This is a genomic window from Ramlibacter henchirensis (genome assembly GCF_004682015.1).
Classification (GTDB): domain Bacteria; phylum Pseudomonadota; class Gammaproteobacteria; order Burkholderiales; family Burkholderiaceae_C; genus Ramlibacter; species Ramlibacter henchirensis.
The window spans coordinates 2,424,913-2,441,558 of record NZ_SMLM01000001.1 but is presented as its reverse complement, the minus strand read 5'-3'; the positions used below and the strand labels follow the sequence as shown (position 1 = coordinate 2,441,558).

The 16,646-nt window shown below is 69.4% G+C and carries 15 protein-coding genes; 7 read left to right on the top strand and 8 right to left on the bottom strand.

Features of this window, described 5'->3' with window-relative positions:
- Positions 1 to 81: 81 nt before the first annotated feature.
- Positions 82 to 810: a c-type cytochrome gene (locus tag EZ313_RS12040; RefSeq protein ID WP_135263375.1), complete on the bottom strand. Its 729-nt coding sequence runs from the start codon at positions 808 to 810 to the stop codon at positions 82 to 84.
- An 83-nt stretch (positions 811 to 893) separates the two neighbouring features.
- Between EZ313_RS12040 and yihA the strand changes: the two genes are divergently transcribed.
- Positions 894 to 1,559, top strand: coding sequence for a ribosome biogenesis GTP-binding protein YihA/YsxC (yihA, locus tag EZ313_RS12035; RefSeq protein ID WP_135263374.1), 666 nt, complete (start codon positions 894 to 896; stop codon positions 1,557 to 1,559).
- Positions 1,556 to 2,467, top strand: coding sequence for an alpha/beta fold hydrolase (locus EZ313_RS12030; protein WP_135263373.1), 912 nt, complete (start codon positions 1,556 to 1,558; stop codon positions 2,465 to 2,467). The genes yihA and EZ313_RS12030 overlap by 4 nt, the downstream gene beginning before the upstream one ends.
- Here EZ313_RS12030 and EZ313_RS12025 read toward each other — a convergent pair.
- Together EZ313_RS12025 and EZ313_RS12020 are read right to left on the bottom strand one after the other, a co-directional pair.
- Positions 2,464 to 3,330, bottom strand: a complete 867-nt coding sequence (locus EZ313_RS12025) for an LpxL/LpxP family acyltransferase (protein WP_135263372.1) — start codon at positions 3,328 to 3,330, stop codon at positions 2,464 to 2,466. The genes EZ313_RS12030 and EZ313_RS12025 overlap by 4 nt on opposite strands.
- Positions 3,330 to 4,148 (bottom strand): lysophospholipid acyltransferase family protein, encoded by an 819-nt coding sequence (locus EZ313_RS12020; RefSeq protein ID WP_135263371.1) that lies wholly within the window; start codon positions 4,146 to 4,148, stop codon positions 3,330 to 3,332. The genes EZ313_RS12025 and EZ313_RS12020 overlap by 1 nt, the downstream gene beginning before the upstream one ends.
- A 140-nt stretch (positions 4,149 to 4,288) precedes the next feature.
- On the opposite strand from EZ313_RS12020, the gene metK reads away from it, so the two are divergent.
- On the top strand, positions 4,289 to 5,473 hold the full coding sequence (gene metK, locus EZ313_RS12015; protein WP_135263370.1) for a methionine adenosyltransferase: 1,185 nt from the start codon (positions 4,289 to 4,291) through the stop codon (positions 5,471 to 5,473).
- A gap of 49 nt (positions 5,474 to 5,522) precedes the next feature.
- Here the strand turns inward: metK and EZ313_RS12010 are convergent, their stop codons facing one another.
- The 3 genes from EZ313_RS12010 to EZ313_RS12000 form a co-directional block, all read right to left on the bottom strand.
- Positions 5,523 to 6,122: a class I SAM-dependent methyltransferase gene (locus EZ313_RS12010; RefSeq protein WP_135263369.1), complete on the bottom strand. Its 600-nt coding sequence runs from the start codon at positions 6,120 to 6,122 to the stop codon at positions 5,523 to 5,525.
- A gap of 19 nt (positions 6,123 to 6,141) precedes the next feature.
- On the bottom strand, positions 6,142 to 7,593 hold the full coding sequence (locus EZ313_RS12005; RefSeq protein WP_135263368.1) for an APC family permease: 1,452 nt from the start codon (positions 7,591 to 7,593) through the stop codon (positions 6,142 to 6,144).
- Between the two features lie 125 nt (positions 7,594 to 7,718).
- Complete coding sequence (locus EZ313_RS12000; protein WP_135263367.1) at positions 7,719 to 8,612, bottom strand: hypothetical protein; 894 nt, start codon at positions 8,610 to 8,612, stop codon at positions 7,719 to 7,721.
- Positions 8,613 to 8,843: 231 nt separating this feature from the next.
- On the opposite strand from EZ313_RS12000, the gene EZ313_RS23760 reads away from it, so the two are divergent.
- From EZ313_RS23760 to EZ313_RS11980, 4 genes are read left to right on the top strand one after another with little or no spacing between them, the layout of a single operon-like run.
- A complete protein-coding gene (locus tag EZ313_RS23760) occupies positions 8,844 to 10,226 on the top strand; it encodes a ferritin-like domain-containing protein (RefSeq protein WP_420849293.1) in 1,383 nt (460 codons plus the stop codon).
- A 47-nt stretch (positions 10,227 to 10,273) separates the two neighbouring features.
- Positions 10,274 to 12,889, top strand: a complete 2,616-nt coding sequence (gene ligD, locus EZ313_RS11990; protein WP_135263366.1) for a DNA ligase D — start codon at positions 10,274 to 10,276, stop codon at positions 12,887 to 12,889.
- A gap of 15 nt (positions 12,890 to 12,904) precedes the next feature.
- Positions 12,905 to 13,663, top strand: a complete 759-nt coding sequence (locus EZ313_RS11985; RefSeq protein ID WP_135263365.1) for a histidine phosphatase family protein — start codon at positions 12,905 to 12,907, stop codon at positions 13,661 to 13,663.
- Position 13,664: 1 nt separating this feature from the next.
- Positions 13,665 to 14,591, top strand: coding sequence for an NAD(P)H-hydrate dehydratase (locus EZ313_RS11980; RefSeq protein ID WP_135263364.1), 927 nt, complete (start codon positions 13,665 to 13,667; stop codon positions 14,589 to 14,591).
- Here the strand turns inward: EZ313_RS11980 and EZ313_RS11975 are convergent.
- Positions 14,557 to 15,240 carry a hypothetical protein gene (locus EZ313_RS11975; RefSeq protein WP_135263363.1) on the bottom strand — a complete coding sequence of 228 codons (684 nt, stop codon included), beginning with the start codon at positions 15,238 to 15,240 and terminating at the stop codon, positions 14,557 to 14,559. The genes EZ313_RS11980 and EZ313_RS11975 overlap by 35 nt on opposite strands.
- A gap of 87 nt (positions 15,241 to 15,327) precedes the next feature.
- Positions 15,328 to 16,641, bottom strand: coding sequence for a TRAP transporter large permease (locus EZ313_RS11970; protein WP_205960363.1), 1,314 nt, complete (start codon positions 16,639 to 16,641; stop codon positions 15,328 to 15,330).
- Positions 16,642 to 16,646: the final 5 nt, after the last annotated feature.

The window sequence follows — 16,646 nt, the reverse complement described above, 5'->3', positions numbered from 1 at the left end:
AAACAAAAAGGCGGGATCCGGAAGATCCCGCCCCCTGTAGTGTCGGGCCGGACCTGCTTGGTTCCCGGCCCGTGCGAGCCATCAGCGCAGGCCGGCGACGTAGTCGGCGACGGCGCGGATCTCCTGGTCGGTCATGCGGGAGGCGATCTGCATCATCTGGATGCTGTTGGCCCGTGCGCCGTCGCCCTTGACATTGGGCACGTTGGCGGCGGTGCGGAACTTGTTCAGCTGCGTGATGGTGTAGTCGGCGTGCTGGCCCGACAGGCGCGGGTACTGCGCCGGGATCCCGGCGCCGTTGGGGCTGTGGCAGCCCGCGCAGGCGGCGATCTGGCGGTCGGGCAGGCCGCCGCGCCAGATGCGCTCGCCCTGGGTGACCAGGGCCTTGTCGCGCGCGAAGCCGGGCCTGGCCTTGCTGCTGGCCAGGAACGCCGCGATGTTGACCATGTCCTGGTCGCTCAGCTGCGAAGCGAATGGCTTCATGATCGCGCTGGGCCGCTTGTCGGTCTTGAACTCCTGCAGCTGCTTGACCGTGTACTCGGCGAACTGCTGCGCAAGCTTGGGGTTCTGCGCGATGCCGGAGTTGCCTTCCGGCCCGTGGCATGCCGCGCACACGGCGGCGTAACGCTGGCCGCCGGCGGCGGCGTCGACCTTGACCTGGCCGGCCGGGGCGGCGGGCGTGGCGTTCGCCGCAGGCGCGGAAGCGGCCGCTGCAGGCGCGGCGGCGGGGGCGGCGCCCTGCTGCTGGGCGAAGGCGTGGAGCGCGGGAGCGGCCAGGATCGCGGCGGCGAGCAGGCGGGCGAGCAACGTCATGTTCTAGAGGTGGGTTTCTTGGCGCAAAACCCCGGGATTCTACAATGCGCCTCCCCGGGCTCCCCGGGCGGCACCTCCCCCACATGACAGCACCGCCGGCCGCCAGCGCCGCTTCCAAAGGCCCGGCCGATCGCGCGATGGCGTGGCTGCACACGGCGCGCTTCCTGACCACCGCGCCCAAGCTCGAATTCCTGCCGCCGCATGACCATCCGGAGATCGCCTTCGTCGGCCGTTCCAACGCCGGCAAGTCGACCTGCATCAACACGCTGACGCAGCAGAAGCGGCTGGCTTTTGCCTCCAAGACGCCCGGCCGCACGCAGAGCATCAACCTGTTCTCGCTGGGCAAGCAGGACGTGACCGACGCCGTGCTGGCCGACCTGCCCGGCTACGGCTACGCCGCCGTGCCGCGCGAGGACAAGCTGCGCTGGCAGCAGGTGATGGCCAACTACCTGGTGAGCCGACCCAACCTGCGCGGCGTGGTGCTGCTGTGCGACCCGCGCCATGGCCTGACGGAGCTCGACGAGATCCTGCTGGAGGTGATCCGGCCGCGCGTCGAAGCGGGCCTGAAGTTCCTCGTGCTCCTGACCAAGGCCGACAAGCTGAGCAAGAGCGAAGCCGCCAAGGCCCTGTCCATCGCGCGACTGCAGACCGCGGGCGGCGAAGCCAGACTGTTCTCCGCCCTCAAGCGGCAAGGCGTGGAAGAAACCGCGCAGCTTCTGTGGAACTGGACGCACAGCGAGGACGAATGATCGAAACGTATCTGCAGGACCTCCCCCACGGCATCACCCTCAGCTGCCGGGCCACGGGCGAACGCGGCCGGCCCACGCTGGTGTTCCTGCACGGCTTTCCCGAAGCGGCGTTCGTCTGGGACGAGCTGCTGCAGCATTTCGCGCGGCCGGAGAACGGCAGCTACCGCTGCGTGGCGCCGAACCTGCGCGGCTTCGAGCGATCGTCCTCGCCCAAGGACGTGAGCGCCTACCGCGCCAAGCACCTCGTGCAGGACATCGCCGCGCTCATGGCCGCCGAAGGCGGTCAGATCGAGTGCCTGGTCGCGCACGACTGGGGCGGCGCGATCGGCTGGAATCTCGCCAACCAGCAGCCACAGCTCATGCGCCGGCTGGCCATCATCAACTCGCCCCATCCCGGCACCTTCCTGCGCGAGCTGCGCGGCGACCCGCAGCAGCAGCAAGCCAGCGCGTACATGAACTTCCTGATCCGCCCGGATGCGGAGCAGCTGCTGGCCGAGGACGATTACCGCCGCCTGTGGGCCTTCTTCCGCAGCTGGGGCGCGGCGACGTGGCTCACCGAGGCTGTGAAGGACCAGTACCGCGAAGTGTGGAACGGGCCTGCCGGTGGACCGCCCGGGGCGGGGCTCGTGGGCGGCTGCAACTACTACCGGGCATCGCCCGTGCGTCCTGCGCGTGCCGGCGATCCGGCGGCCGCTGGTGTGACGCTGCCGCGCGAGATGCTCACGGTGGGGCTGCCAACGCTGGTCCTTTGGGGCATGCAGGATGCGGCGCTGCTGCCGTCCCTCGTCGAGGGCCTCGAGGAGTACGTTTCGGACTTGAAGTTGGAGAAGGTGCCGGACGCGTCTCACTGGATCGTCCATGAAAAGCCCGGGTTCGTGGCGGAGAGGCTCGCGGCGTTTCTGGCCTAGTACACCGGCTTGGCGCCTTCCGGCCGCGTCTTGAACCGCTTGTGCACCCAGTAGTACTGCTCCGGCATCCCGTCGATGTAGTCCTGCAGCCGCTCGTTCATCAGCGCCGTGTCCGCTTCCAGGTCGTCGGACGGGAAGTCGTGCCACGCGGGCAGCACCTGCACCTCGTACCCCTGTGGCGTGATGCGCGTGAGCAGCGGCACCACCTTGGCCCGGCCCAGCCGCGCGAAGCGCGAAAGCGACGGCACGGTCGCAGCCGGCACGCCGTAGAACGGCACGAAGATCGACTCCTCCGGACCGAAGTTCATGTCGGGCAGCAGGCACAGCGGCACGCCGTCGCGCAGTGCACTCACCACCGCCTTCACCCCATCCGCGCGGCGGAACAGCCGCACGTTGCCGAAGCGCTGGCGGCCCTGGAGGATCCAGTCGTCCACCACCCGGTTCTTCTGGTGCGTGTAGATCGTCATGAAGGGGCGGGTGGTATCCAGCGTCAGCGCCGTCCAGCCGGCGTCCATGCCGACGAAGTGCGGCCAGAAGACCACCGTGGGCTCATTCCCCTCGAGTTCGCCGACGGCGCCCTTCAGCGTGACGCGCTCGCGCACCTTGACCGGATCGCCATGCCACAGCCAGCTGCGATCCAGCCACGCCTGGGCGAAGGCGATGAAGACGCGCGGCACGAGCGCGCGGCGCTGCTCGGGGCTCCACTGGGGGAAGCACAGGTCGAGGTTCACGCGGACCACGTGGCGCCGGCGCGGCACCACGAAATACAGGAGCCACCCCAGCGCAGAACCCAGCCCGCGCACCCAGCCCAACGGCAGGGGCGCGAGCGCCTTCATGAAGAGGACCCCCAGGCGGCTCAGCATCAGCGCGCCTCCCTCGGCGTCTTGTAGCGCGCGTAACCCCACAGGTACTGCGAAGGGCACTCGCGGATCAGCGCTTCCATCTGCGAATTGACCTGCGCGGCGGCCGCCTGCGGTTCCGCTTCGAAGTCCCCGGGCCAGGGGCGCAGGTGGATCCGGTAACCACGGCCCCAGCCCAGCCGCTCGCCCCAGGCCAGCAGCACGGCAGCGCCGGTCTGCCGTGCGAGGCGGGCCGAGAGCGTCATCGTGTACGCGGGCCTGCCGAAGAACGGCGCCCACACGCCCAGCCCATCGGGCGGGACCTGGTCCGGCAGCAGGCCGACGGCCTGCCCGGCCTGCAGCGCCTTGAGCATCTGCTTCACACCGGCCAGCGTGGTGGGCGCGGCGAACAGGTTGCGGCGCGTTCTCGCGCCCTCCACCAGCGGACGCAGCCAGGCCTTGCGCGGCGGCCGGTACAGCACGGTGATGGGCCCGAAGCGGCCGGCGTAGCCCTGGGCCGCGGCCTCGAAGCAGCCCAGATGCGGCGTGAGGAAGACGATGCCGCGCCCGCGCGTCAGCGCGGCGTCGATCAACTCCGCGCCGGACCAGAGCACGCGCGGCGCGGCGCCGAACCAGAGGCGAGGCGCCTCGGCCACCAGCCGGCCGGCGGACGGCACCGCGCTGATCACGTCGGCCAGGCGGTAGCCGGCCTGCCGCGCATTGGCCGCAAAGCGGCGCCGGTAGGTCGGCGAGCCCAGGAAAGCCAGCCAGCCCAGCAGCCAGCCGATGGCGTGCAAGAGCCACAGGGGCAGCACGGCCAGCGCGCGAAAGAGGGTGAGCACTTCTGGAAGCTTTAGAATCGGGCCTGTCGCCGAGTTATTGAACTACTTGCAGGGCGACCCAAAAAATTCTGCTAAAGCGTTCGCCCGAAGCTCCGGCCAAGGCAACGCGCCTTGCAACCGAAAACGCTGGAGTTTATTCAATGGCGAACGACTTCCTCTTCACCTCCGAATCCGTGTCCGAGGGGCACCCCGACAAGGTGTCCGACCAGGTCTCCGACGCAATCCTCGACGCCATCTTCAAGCAGGACCCGCGCAGCCGCGTGGCCGCCGAGACGCTGTGCAACACCGGCCTGGTGGTGCTGGCCGGTGAGATCACGACGAACGCCCACGTCGACTACATCCAGGTCGCGCGCGACACCATCAAGCGCATCGGCTACGACAACACCGAGTACGGCATCGACTACAAGGGCTGCGCCGTGATGGTCTGCTACGACAAGCAGTCCAACGACATCGCCCAGGGCGTAGACCACGCGTCGGACGACTACCTCAACATCGGCGCCGGCGACCAGGGCCTGATGTTCGGCTATGCCTGCGACGAGACGCCGGTGCTGATGCCCGCGCCGATCTACTACGCCCACCGGCTGGTGGAGCGCCAGGCCCAGCTGCGCCGCGACGGCCGCCTGCCCTTCCTGCGCCCCGACGCCAAGAGCCAGGTGACGATGCGCTACGTCAACGGCAAGCCGCACAGCATCGACACCGTGGTGCTCTCCACCCAGCACAGCCCCGAGCAGAGCGAGGGCACCAAGATGAAGGCCTCCTTCACCGAGGCCATCGTCGAGGAGATCATCAAGCCGGTGCTGCCCAAGGAGTGGCTCAAGGAAACGCGCTACCTGATCAACCCGACCGGCCGCTTCGTCATCGGCGGCCCGCAGGGCGACTGCGGCCTGACCGGCCGCAAGATCATCGTCGACACCTACGGCGGCGCCTGCCCGCATGGCGGCGGCGCGTTCTCGGGCAAGGACCCGTCCAAGGTCGACCGCTCCGCGGCCTACGCGGCGCGCTATGTCGCCAAGAACGTCGTGGCCGCCGGGCTGGCGCGCCAGTGCCAGATCCAGGTGGCGTACGCCATCGGGGTCGCCAAGCCGATGAACGTGACGGTCTACACGGAAGGCACGGGCGTCATTCCCGACGAGAAGATCGCCCAGCTGGTGAACGAGCACTTCGACCTGCGCCCGAAGGGCATCATCCAGATGCTGGACCTGCTGCGCCCGGTGTACGAGAAGACGGCGGCCTACGGCCACTTCGGCCGCGAGGAGCCGGAGTTCACCTGGGAACGCACCGACAAGGCCGAAGCGCTGCGCAGCGCGGCCGGCATCAAAGGCTGATCAAGCCTCGTGGAGTCTCGACGGCCCGCCTCGAGCGGGCCGTTTGCTTTCAGGCCCGCGCCTTCTTGTGCTCGGGCTTGATCGTCCAGGCGTAGATCGTCTTGAAGTCGACGCGCTCCGTCTGCTCGGGCGGCCACTCGTCGCCCATGTCGAACGCGTGCGAGACGATGCGCGTGCCGACCTTGAGCTGCTGCCACAGCTGCGGCCGCAGCCGCTTGTTGATGTCGGGCAGCAGGTAGAGCGTGACCACGGTGGCGGGTGAGAAGTCGGACTTGAACAGGTCGCCGACGCGGAACTGCACGCGGTCCTTCACGCCCGCCTTCTGCGCGTTCTCGTTGGCCTCGGCGATGCGCTGAGGGTCGATGTCGATGCCGACGCCGCGCGCGCCGCGCTCCTTGGCCGCCGTCACGACGATGCGGCCGTCGCCGCAGCCCAGGTCGTAGAGCACGTCCTTGGAATCGACCTTGCCCATGTCGAGCATCTTGTTGACGACCTCCATGGGCGTGGGCACGTAAGGCACGTCCAGCTTGGGCCTGGCGGCGTCCTGCGCGAACAGCGGCAGCGCGGGCAATCCGAGGCCGGCGAACGGCAAGGCGATGGACACGGCCCGGCGTTTCGGGTCGAAGGCGATGTGGCGGGGCTGCGGCATGTTTTCCTCCTGGGGTGATTCACGGACGTTGCGCAGTGGCGGCCAACCCCGCGGGCTGGCGCGGCATCAGGAGCAGCAGCACGCAGCCGAGTGCCAGCACAGCCACGCCGATCCAGGCGGCATTCAGCCCGCCGAGCTTCTGGCTGTAGACATACGACAGGCTCGACCACAGCATGTAGGCGCAGGTGGCGCAGAAGACGATCGGCACCAGCGGGTAGAGCGGCACCTTGAAGGGCCGTTCGGTTTCCGGCTCGCGCGCCCGCAAGACGAATAGCGAGATCCCGGCGAGCAGGAAGAAGAACCAGAACACCGGCGCCGTGAACTCGACCATCGAGCGGAAGCCGCTGCCGGTCCACGCGCCCAGCCCCACCAGCAGCAGCGCGGCGATGTTCTGCACGTGCATTGCGTTGGCAGGCGTGCCGCGGCGGCCGTCCCACAGCGCCAGCTTCTGCAGCAGGGGCCAGTCGCGACCCAGCGCATAGTTGGTGCGCGCGCCGACGATCATGGTGGCGTTGATCGACGTGAGCGCGGCGATCGCCACCATCACGGCGATGATCTTCTCGCCCGCGCTGCCGAACGCCACCCGCATCAGGTCGGCGGCCAGCGCCTCGGACTTGGCCATCCCCTGCAGGCCCAGGCCGCGCCAGTAGGCCCACGTGACCAGCATGTACAGCACGGTGATGAGCACGATGGAGAGCACCAGCGCGCGGGCCATGTTGCGACGCTCGTCCTTCAACTCGGCGCTGATGTACGCGGCCTCGTTCCATCCGCCGAAGGTGAGCAGCACGAACACCATCGCGAGGCCGAACGCCGCGAGACCCGGCGCCGGGGCCGCAGCGGAGGATGCCGCGGCAGGTGCGGCAGGCGCCGGACCGCTGATCAGCCAGAGGGCGGCGACGACGATCAGCAGCAGGCCCCCGACCTCGACGGCCGTGAGCCAGCTCTGCGTCGACGCACCCGCGCGGATGCCGCGGGAGTTCACCCACCACAGCACCAGGATCGCCGCGAACGCGTAGACCGCCGGCCCGACTGATGTACCTCCGACGTGCAGCGGCACGGCCTGGTTGAGGTAATCACCGAACACGAAGGCCAGCAGCGCGATCGAGCCCGTGGTGATGACCGAAAACCGCGCCCAGCCGAAGAGAAATGCCACCGAACGCCCGTAGGCCCGGCGCAGGAAGTGGTAGTCGCCTCCGGCGCTGGGATACGCGGTCGCGAGTTCGGCGTAGCAAAGCGCGCCGATCAGCGAGATCAGTCCGCCGAGCAGCCACGCGCCGAACATCCACGTCGCCGAGCCCGTCATCTGCGCCACCATGGAGGGCGCCTTGAAGATGCCGGCCCCGATCACCACGCCCAGGATGAGGAAGATGGCTTCTCGCAGGCCCAGCACTTCGGTGGGATGAGCCACACCCAGGGGCGCAGCAACGGAGGCGGCCTGCGCAGCAGCAGGCCGTGATGGGGGGTGGTCCATGGGAAGGAATCCTCGTCGGTGCGCCGAAAGACGGCGAAGGCCGCGATGGTGGGTCCGAATCCTCCCGCGCCCGTGTCAGCCGTCGATGAACCTGCTGTCGGACCGCGCTTGCGCCGAGCTGGGCATTAATTCAGAAGTGCCTGTTGGCGCTCGTGTTCCTGCAGCTTCATCGACGCGTACGTCGGCCACGGCATCTCGCGCAGCTGGAGCGGAAAGCGCTCGGTCGCGTCGAACCAGCCGCGGATGCGCGCCTGCACCTGCTGGTCCGGCGGGGCCGAAAGCGAATCGAGATAAGCGTCGATCGCCAGGTAGTAGCGCATCGCGTTGCGCTCGATCGCGCCGCGCACGCCGTTGATGAACTGCGGCTGCCCGTTGCCGTCGCGCCCGACGATGGTGAAGCCGACCTTGTCGGCGCCCGCGGTGTTGAGGTAGGCCTGCATCGCCATGCGGCCGAGCGAGCCGAAGCCGTACGAGTAGCTCAGCTGGAGGAAGCTGCGCTTGCCGCCGTCCAGCGGCACGGCGGACACGACGATGCGGTAGTCGCGCGTTCCCATGGGGCCGCTCTGCGCGCTGAGACGGCTCTCCAGGTAGTCCGGCTGCGCAGCGACGTTGCGGTGCGCGAACTCGATTCGGAAGGCCTGCTCGACCGGCTGGTTGTACTTGCGCCCGATGCGCACCTGCAGCGCGGGGCCGTTCGCGGCCTGCACCGCGTGGCAGTACTTGGTGTTGAAAGGCAGGATCAGGATGTCGCACCAGCGCGCCGGGTCCTTCAGCGCCTGGCTCACGGTGGCGAAGGAGTGGTCCAGCACGGCGTACACGTCGCCCTGCAGCCGGTCGGGCTGCTCGGCCGAGTCGATGTGCAGCGCGCCTCCGAAGGGGCTGTTGCGAAGCTGCTCGCGCAACTGCAAATGGCGTGCGTGCAACTCGCCGGCATCGGCCGCCGCCGTGTCCGGCAGCACGCAGGCCACGAGGGCGAAAGCGGCCAGCCAGGTCGCAACAAAGGCGCGGTGGATCGTCATGGCAGGGCTCCTGGTGCTGCTGCGAGGTTGCGCGTGCGAGTGCGCCGTGGATGTAGGAAGCAGGCGGGACGCGGTGCGCGGCGCGCCTCGCGCGGCCGTGACGCCGTTCTCCTACAGCCAGTCCTAGGATTGGCTGACGGCCCAGTTTCCGGCCCGTCCGAAGATGCTTTTTTGCAGCGGTGCGCCACGACACCGCAAGGTCGTTCATTCACTGAACCAAAGGAGCATCACATGGCTGCAGAAGACAGGGACCTGAACCGCGACCCGATCACCGACGAACCCGGCGCGCATCCCGTGGGCACCGGCGTGGGCGCCGCGGGTGGCGCGGTGGCGGGCGCTGCCGCGGGCACGATCGCAGGCCCGGTGGGCACGATGGTGGGCGGCGTCATCGGGGCCGTGGTCGGGGGATTGGCCGGCAAGGCGGCCGCCGAGGCGATCAACCCCACGGCCGAGGAAGCGCACTGGCGCGACAACTACACGCGCGAGCCGTATTACGAGCAGGGCCGCAGCTTCGACGATTACGGCCCGGCGTACATGCATGGCGTGCGCGGGCGCATGCAGCACGAGAGCGACTGGGACACGGCCGAGCCTCGCCTCGCCTCGGAGTGGGACAACGCGCGCGCCAGCTCCGGCCTGAACTGGGAGCAGGCCCGCCCGGCCAGCCGAGCCGCGTGGGACCGCGTGGACATGCAGCGCAGCGGTGCTTCCGGCATGGGACTCTCGGGTCCGATGGCCGGCGAGCCCGCGGCGGTGCGCGCAGACGACCTGGCCCGCGCCGGTGACGGCATGAACACGCCGATGGCGGGCGGCACCGACATGGCGGGCTCGCGCAGCGGCGGCATGGGCAGCAGCATGGGCTCGGGCAGCAGCATGGGCTCCGGCAGCAACATGGGCTCCGGCAGCAGCATGGGCTCGAGCACCATGGGCTCCAGCGACATGGGCAGCAGCTACACGGACCCCGGCAGCATGGGCTCGAGCAGCACCATGGCGGGTGGCGTGGGCGGCACGACCGGGACCGACATGCGCAGTGGCACGTACACCAGCGGCGGCCTGGCCGGCAGCAGCAACATGGGCGCCACAACCGGCGTGGGCACCGGCACCAGCAGCATGGGCGACCAGAACACCGGCGCGGCCGGATGGGTCGGCTCGGCGCAGAGCGCGGGCAACACCAGCGGCGACCGCGGCGACGTGGTCGATGCGCTGCAGGACCTGGTCGAGTGCTGCAAGGACGGGGAGTACGGCTTCCGCGAGTGCGCCGAGCAGGTCAAGCGGCAGGACCTCAAGTCGGTCTTCCTGCAGCGCGCGGACGACTGCCGCCGTGGCGCCGAGGAGCTGAACCAGCAGATCCGCGCGTGCGGCGGGAGCCCGAAGGAAAGCGGCAGCGCCGCCGGTGCGCTGCACCGCGGCTGGGTGGCGGTGCGCTCGGCGCTCACCACCTACGACGACAAGGCGGTGCTGGAGGAATGCGAGCGCGGCGAGGACAACGCGCTGGCGCGCTACCGCAAGGCGCTCAAGCAGCAGCTGCCGGACGACGTGAGGCAGGTGGTGGAGCGCCAGATGCAGCAGGTGCAGCGCAACCACGACGAGGTCAAACGCCTGCGCGACAGCTGCTGACGCAGCCGCATGAAGCCGGGGCGCTCGCGCCCCGGTTCCACGAACAGATGGCCGACGAGCGACCCTCCCCTTCCGATGCGCTGAAAACCTACCGGGCCAAGCGCAGGTTCGACGCCACGCCGGAACCGGCGGAAGGCGGCGCGGCCAACGAGCAGGAGCGCGCGTTCGTCGTGCAGAAGCACTGGGCCACGCGCCTGCACTACGACTTCCGGCTGGAGCTGGAAGGCACGATGAAAAGCTGGGCCGTTCCCAAGGGCCCCAGCTACGACCCGGCCGACAAGCGCATGGCGATGCCGACCGAGGACCACCCCATCGCCTACAACCGCTTCGAAGGCACGATCCCGCCGGGCAACTACGGCGCGGGCAAGGTGATCATCTGGGACAAGGGCACCTGGATCCCGCTGGAAGACCCGCACAAGGGCTGGCGCGACGGCAAGCTCAAATTCGAATTGCGGGGCCACAAGCTGCACGGCCAGTGGACGCTGGTGCGAATGAAGGGCCGCGGCAATGGGCGCGAAGACCCCTGGCTCCTGATCAAGGAACGCGACGCCTTCGCGCGACCCGCCGGCGAGTTCAGCGTGGTCGATGAGCGTCCCGACAGCGTGCGCGAACTGGACGATCGGCCCGCGGCCCAGGCCGCACCTGCGGCGGACACGCAGCAGGACGCACCAGCGGCCAGCGCCGCGCCCGCCTCCGGCCCCCCCGAAGGCGCCGTGCGGGCCAAGCTGCCCGAGATGCTCCAGCCGGAACTCGCGGTGCTGGTCGACGAGCCGCCTTCCGATCCGCAGAACTGGGTCTTCGAGATCAAGTTCGACGGCTACCGCATGCTGGCGCGCGCCGAAGCCGGCGAGGTGCGCCTCGTCACGCGCAACGGCAACGACTGGACGTCGCGCCTCTCGGCGCTGGTGCGCGCGCTGCAATCGATGGAGCTGCCCGACGGCTGGTACGACGGCGAGATCATCATGCCCGGCCAGGACACGCCGGCCGACTTCCAGGCGCTGCAGGGCGCCTTCGACTCGCAGCGCACCGAGCAGATCGCCTATTACCTGTTCGACCTGCCCTACTGCGCGGGCTACGACCTCCGCAACGTTCCGCTGGGGCAGCGGCGCGAAGTCCTGCAGCGCATCGTGCAGCGCAAGCCGCACGCGAACGTACGCTTCAGCGAAGTGTTCGAGGCGCCGCCGTCGGACATCCTGGCGTCGGCCTGCCGGCTGGGGCTCGAAGGCGTGATCGCCAAGCGGCGCGATTCGGGCTACGTGTGCCGGCGCTCGAGCGACTGGATCAAGCTCAAGTGCGCACACCGGCAGGAGTTCGTGATCGGCGGCTGGACCGACCCCAAGGGCTCGCGCACCGGCGTCGGCTCGCTGCTGCTGGGCGTGCACGGCGACGACGGCAAGCTGCTCTACGCGGGGAACGTGGGCACCGGATTCAACGAGCGCACGCTGCGCGAGGTCCGCGAGCGCGTCAATGAACTCGCAGCCCCCAAGAGCCCGTTCGAGGGTGGCGTCGGCATCCCGCGCGGCGCGCACTGGGTGCGTCCGGAGTTGGTGTGCGAGGTCTCGTTCGGCGAATGGACGCGCGAGGGCAAGGTGCGCCACTCGGTGTTCCACGGCCTGCGCAGCGACAAGCCGGCGGCCGAGATCACCGTGGAGACGGCGCGGCATGTGCCGAGCGCCGATGCGCCGGCCAAGCCGAAGGAGCTTCGCCGCAGCAAGTCGGCTCCCACGAAGCCGGCGACAACAGCGCCTTCGAAAGCACCCGCCGCTGCCGTCACGCTGCCCGCGAACCTGCGCGTGAGCAATCCCGAGCGCGTGGTCGATCCGCAAAGCGGCATCACCAAGATCCAGCTCGTGCGCTACTACGCGCTCGTGGCGCCGCTGATGATGGAGCACCTGAAGCGCCGCCCCATCGCGATGGTGCGCGCGCCCGACGGCATCGAAGGCCAGCTGTTCTTCCAGAAGCACCTGGAGCGCTACAAGATGGCGGGCGTCGAGCAGCTCGACCCGAAGATCTTCCCGGGCCATCCGCCGATGCTGGAGATCGCCACGCCCGAGGGCCTGCTGTCCGCCGCGCAGATGAACGTGATCGAGTTCCACACCTGGAACGCGGTGGCGAACAAGGCCGACCAGCCCGACCGGATGACATTCGACCTCGATCCCGGCGAGGGCATCGGCTGGCCGCAGGTGCAGGAAGCGGCGGTGCTGGTGCGCGCCTTCCTCACCGAGCTGGGGCTGCCCGCCTGGCTCAAGACCAGCGGCGGCAAGGGCCTGCACGTCGTGGTGCCGCTCAAGCACAAGCACGGCTGGGACACGATCAAGGATTTCTCCCAGGCGATCGTCGAGCACCTCGCACGCACGATCCCGCAGCGCTTTGTGTCCAAGAGCGGGCCCAAGAACCGCGTCGGCCGCATCTTCATCGACTACCTGCGCAACGGCTTCGGCGCCACGACCGTCTCCGCGTGGTCTGCCCGCGCGCGGCCGGGGCTCGGCATCTCGGTGCCGGTGCGATGGGAAGAGCTCCAGGGCCTCAAGAGCGGCGCCCACTGGACCGTCGCCAGCGTGCACGAGCGCCTGGCCGAGGGCAACGAGCCCTGGGCGGGTTATCGCGAAAGCAGCGCCAGCCTGCAGGCCGCCATGAAGGCGCTGGGCTTCCAGGCGGATTGAGGGAACGGCAGGCAGATGTCGCAGCCCTGGCCGCGAACGTTGTGGATCGTCCGGCACGGACAGAGCGCCGGCAATGTCGCGCGCGACGCGGCCGAGGCGTCGGGCCTTGCGATGATCGACATCGCCGAGCGCGACATCGACGTGCCTCTGTCGCCGCTCGGGCGCGAGCAGTCGGTCGCGCTGGGCCACTGGTTCGGCGAACTGCCCCCCGACCGCAGGCCGGAAGTGGTGCTCACATCGCCGTACGTCCGCGCGCGCGAGACCACGCGCCTGCTGATGGAATCGGCCGGGCTCGACCCGCGGAAGGTGCGGGTGCGCATCGACGAGCGCCTGCGCGAGAAGGAGTTCGGCATCCTGGACCGCCTCACGGTGCTGGGCATCCGGGAGAAGTACCCCGAGCTGTCCGCGCAGCGCCGGCACGTCGGCAAGTTCTACTTCCGCCCGCCCGGGGGCGAGAGCTGGTGCGACGTGATCCTGCGCCTGCGCAGCGTGCTGGAGATGATGACGCGCGAGCACTGCGGCCAGCGCGTGCTCGTGGTGGCCCACCAGGTGATCGTCAACTGCATGCGCTACCTGATCGAATGCCTGGAAGAGCACGAGGTGCTCGACCTGGACCGCCAGGCCGACGTGCCCAACTGCGGCGTGACCTCCTATGAACACGACCCCTCTACCGATTCGCTCGTGCTGGACCTCGCCAACTTCGTGGCGCCGCTGCGCGAGGCCGGCGCGCCGGTGACCGTGGAGCCCGATGCGCTCGCCGCGCCCAAGCCCTGACATGGACGCCGACAACCGCCCGCAACGCATCGACCCGCAGGCGCTGCGCCGCTGGCCGCTGCCGCCGCTGTCCGAAGAGGCGGACAAGGAAGAACGCGGCCGCATCGTGGTGGTCGCGGGAAGCCGCGAGATCCCGGGCGCGGCGGTGCTCGCGGCCACCGCGGCCCTGCGCGTGGGCGCAGGGAAGCTCGTGATCGCCACCGGCCGCTCGGTCGCGGCGCAGATGGCTTTCGCCGTGCCCGAGGCACGCGTGATCGCGTTGCCCGAGACGCCGGGCGGCGGATTCGAAGCGGGCGGCGCCCAGCTGCTGGAGCAATGCATCGTGGCGGCTCATGCGGTGGTGATCGGGCCCGGCCTGATGGATGCCGACGCGACCTGCGCCTTCATGCAGCGGCTGATGCCGATGCTGCGCGACCGGGCCGTGGTGCTCGACGCGCTGGCGATGGATTGCGTCAGCGCGATCGGCCGCTTTCCGCAGCCCGTGCTGCTGACGCCGCACGCAGGCGAGATGGCGCATCTGACGAAAGCGGACAAGGACGAGGTGCTGGCCGACCCAGTCGCGGCCGCCGTGCGTGCCGCGCGCAGCTGGAACGCGGTGGTGGCGGTGAAGGGCCCGACGACGGCGATCGCCGCCCCGGATGGCCGCACCTGGCTGCACGAAGGCGGCAACTGCGGCCTGGCCACCTCCGGTTCGGGCGACACGCTGGCCGGCGCGATCGGCGGATTGGCCGCACGCGGCGCGCCGCTGGAGCAGGCCTGCGCCTGGGGCGTGGTGGTGCATGCGCAGGCCGGCGAGCGGCTGGCCGACCGCCTCGGACCTGTCGGTTACCTGGCGCGCGAGATCGCGCAGGAGATGGTGGCCGTGCTGCGCACGCTGGACGAGGGCGCAGGCGTTACGCCGCCGCCGCACGCGCCCACGGGAAGGTGATCACGATCTCGCCGGCAGCAGGGCGCGACACCTGCGTGTCTTCGGCCGCAGCCAGCGCCTCCACGTCGGCCCAGACAAGCGACCGGTAGCACCGCACTGCGTCGGTGCCGGCCTCGCCTTCCGCGCTGCGCAGCTGCAGGCGGACCTGCAGCCCGCCATCGCTGCGCGCCGTGGTCACTTCGAGTTCGGCCGGCGGCGGCCGTTCGTCCGTGGCCTGCAGGAGCGCGGCCGTGAGCACGTTGCGCATCGCGGAGAGCCGGACGTCGCCGGGAACGTGCGTCGCGTTGTTGCGCAGGCTGTAGCCGCGGAAACTGAGCGTCGTCGCCACCAGCGAGGTGCACTCGCGCGTGCCGTCCACCGCATTGGTCAACACCCCTTCTTCCGGCGAAAGCCAGGTGACCACATTCAGGCAGCACTCGAGCGCCGCGCGGGCGAAGTTGTTGATCTTGCGGGCGCTTTCATGCACCTGTGCGATGTCCGGTCCGGGCGACCGCAGGCGTCGATCGAGCACCTCGTAGATCATGCCGATCGGCTGCAGGTTGATAACGAGGTTGTGCCGGATCGAGGGCGCGAGCCGCCGCAGTAGTGCATAGCGCGCCGCTTCGGCGCGGTCGGCCCCGGACATCGCGGCGGCGGTGACATCACCCATGGTCAACCCATTCTTCACCGCGCCCCAGCCTTGTCAATGTGGGTTGCGCCGGGGAGGCGGCGAGCCGCGCGTCTGCTGAGCTCGCGCTTACGCGCGCGGTTTGCCCATCAGCGCATCGGGCAGCCAGGTGACGATCTGCGGGAACAGCGTGATCAGCGCGATGCAGACCAGCAGGCAGCCGAAGAAAGGCAGCGCGGCGCGGGCGATCAGGTTGCTGTCGCGGCCGGTCATGTTCTGCAGCACAAAAAGATTGAACCCGACCGGCGGCGTGACCTCCGCGATCTCGACCAGCAGCACGATGAAGATGCCGAACCAGATCAGGTCGAAGCCGGCCTTCTGGATCATGGGCAGCACGACGGCCGACGTGAGCACGATCATGCTGATGCCATCGAGCGCCGTGCCGAGCACCAGGTAGACCAGCGAGAGGATGGCGATCAACGCGACGGGCGAAAGGTCCATGCCGGCGACCCACTCCGCAAGTTCCCGCGGGATGCCCGTGAACGCCATCGTCTTGGTGAGGAACGCCGCGCCTGCCAGGATGAACATGATCATGCAGCTGGTGCGCGTGGTGCCCATCAGGCCGTCCCAGAAGTTGCGCCAGGTCAGCGAGCCGCTGATCCAGGCGATGGCCAGCGAACCCAGGACGCCGTAGGCCGCGCACTCGGTGGCGGTGGCCCAGCCCGCGACCAGCACCCACACGATGAACACGATGAGCAGCGCGCACGGGATCAGGCTGCCGGAGCGCCGCAACTTTTCCTTCAGCGGCAGGCCCGATTCGCCGGCCGGCACCCGCTCGGGATGGCGCAGGCTCCACCACATGATGTAGCCGGAGAAGAGCGCCATCAGCAGGAAACCGGGGATGAAGCCGGCCAGGAAGATGCGGATGATGGAAGCGTCGGCCGCGACGGCGTAGACGACCATCGTGATCGAGGGCGGGATCAGGATACCCAGCGTGCCGGCGGTGGCCAGCGCACCGAGCGCCAGCTTCTCGTCGTAGCCGCGCCGCACCAGCTCGGGCAGCGCGACCTTGGAAATCGTGGCGCAGGTGGCGGACGAAGACCCGGACACCGAGCCGAAGATGCCGCAGCCCAGGATCGTCGTGTGCATCAGCCGGCCGGGCACGCGATTGAGCCAAGGCGAAAGGCCCGTGAACATCTGCTCCGACAACCGCGTGCGAAAGAGGATCTCGCCCATCCAGATGAACAGCGGCAGCGCAGCGAGTTCCCAGCTGGCATTGCTCTCCCAGAAGGCGGAGAACAGGTTCTTGCCCGGCTGCGTGGTGGTGAAGAAGGCCTGGCCGATCCAGCCGCAGATGGCCAGCGTCATGGCGATCCACACGCCGCCGGCCAGCAGCAGCAGCATCACGAAGAGCAGCAGCCCTCCGACCGCGAGCAGGCTCAAGGCTT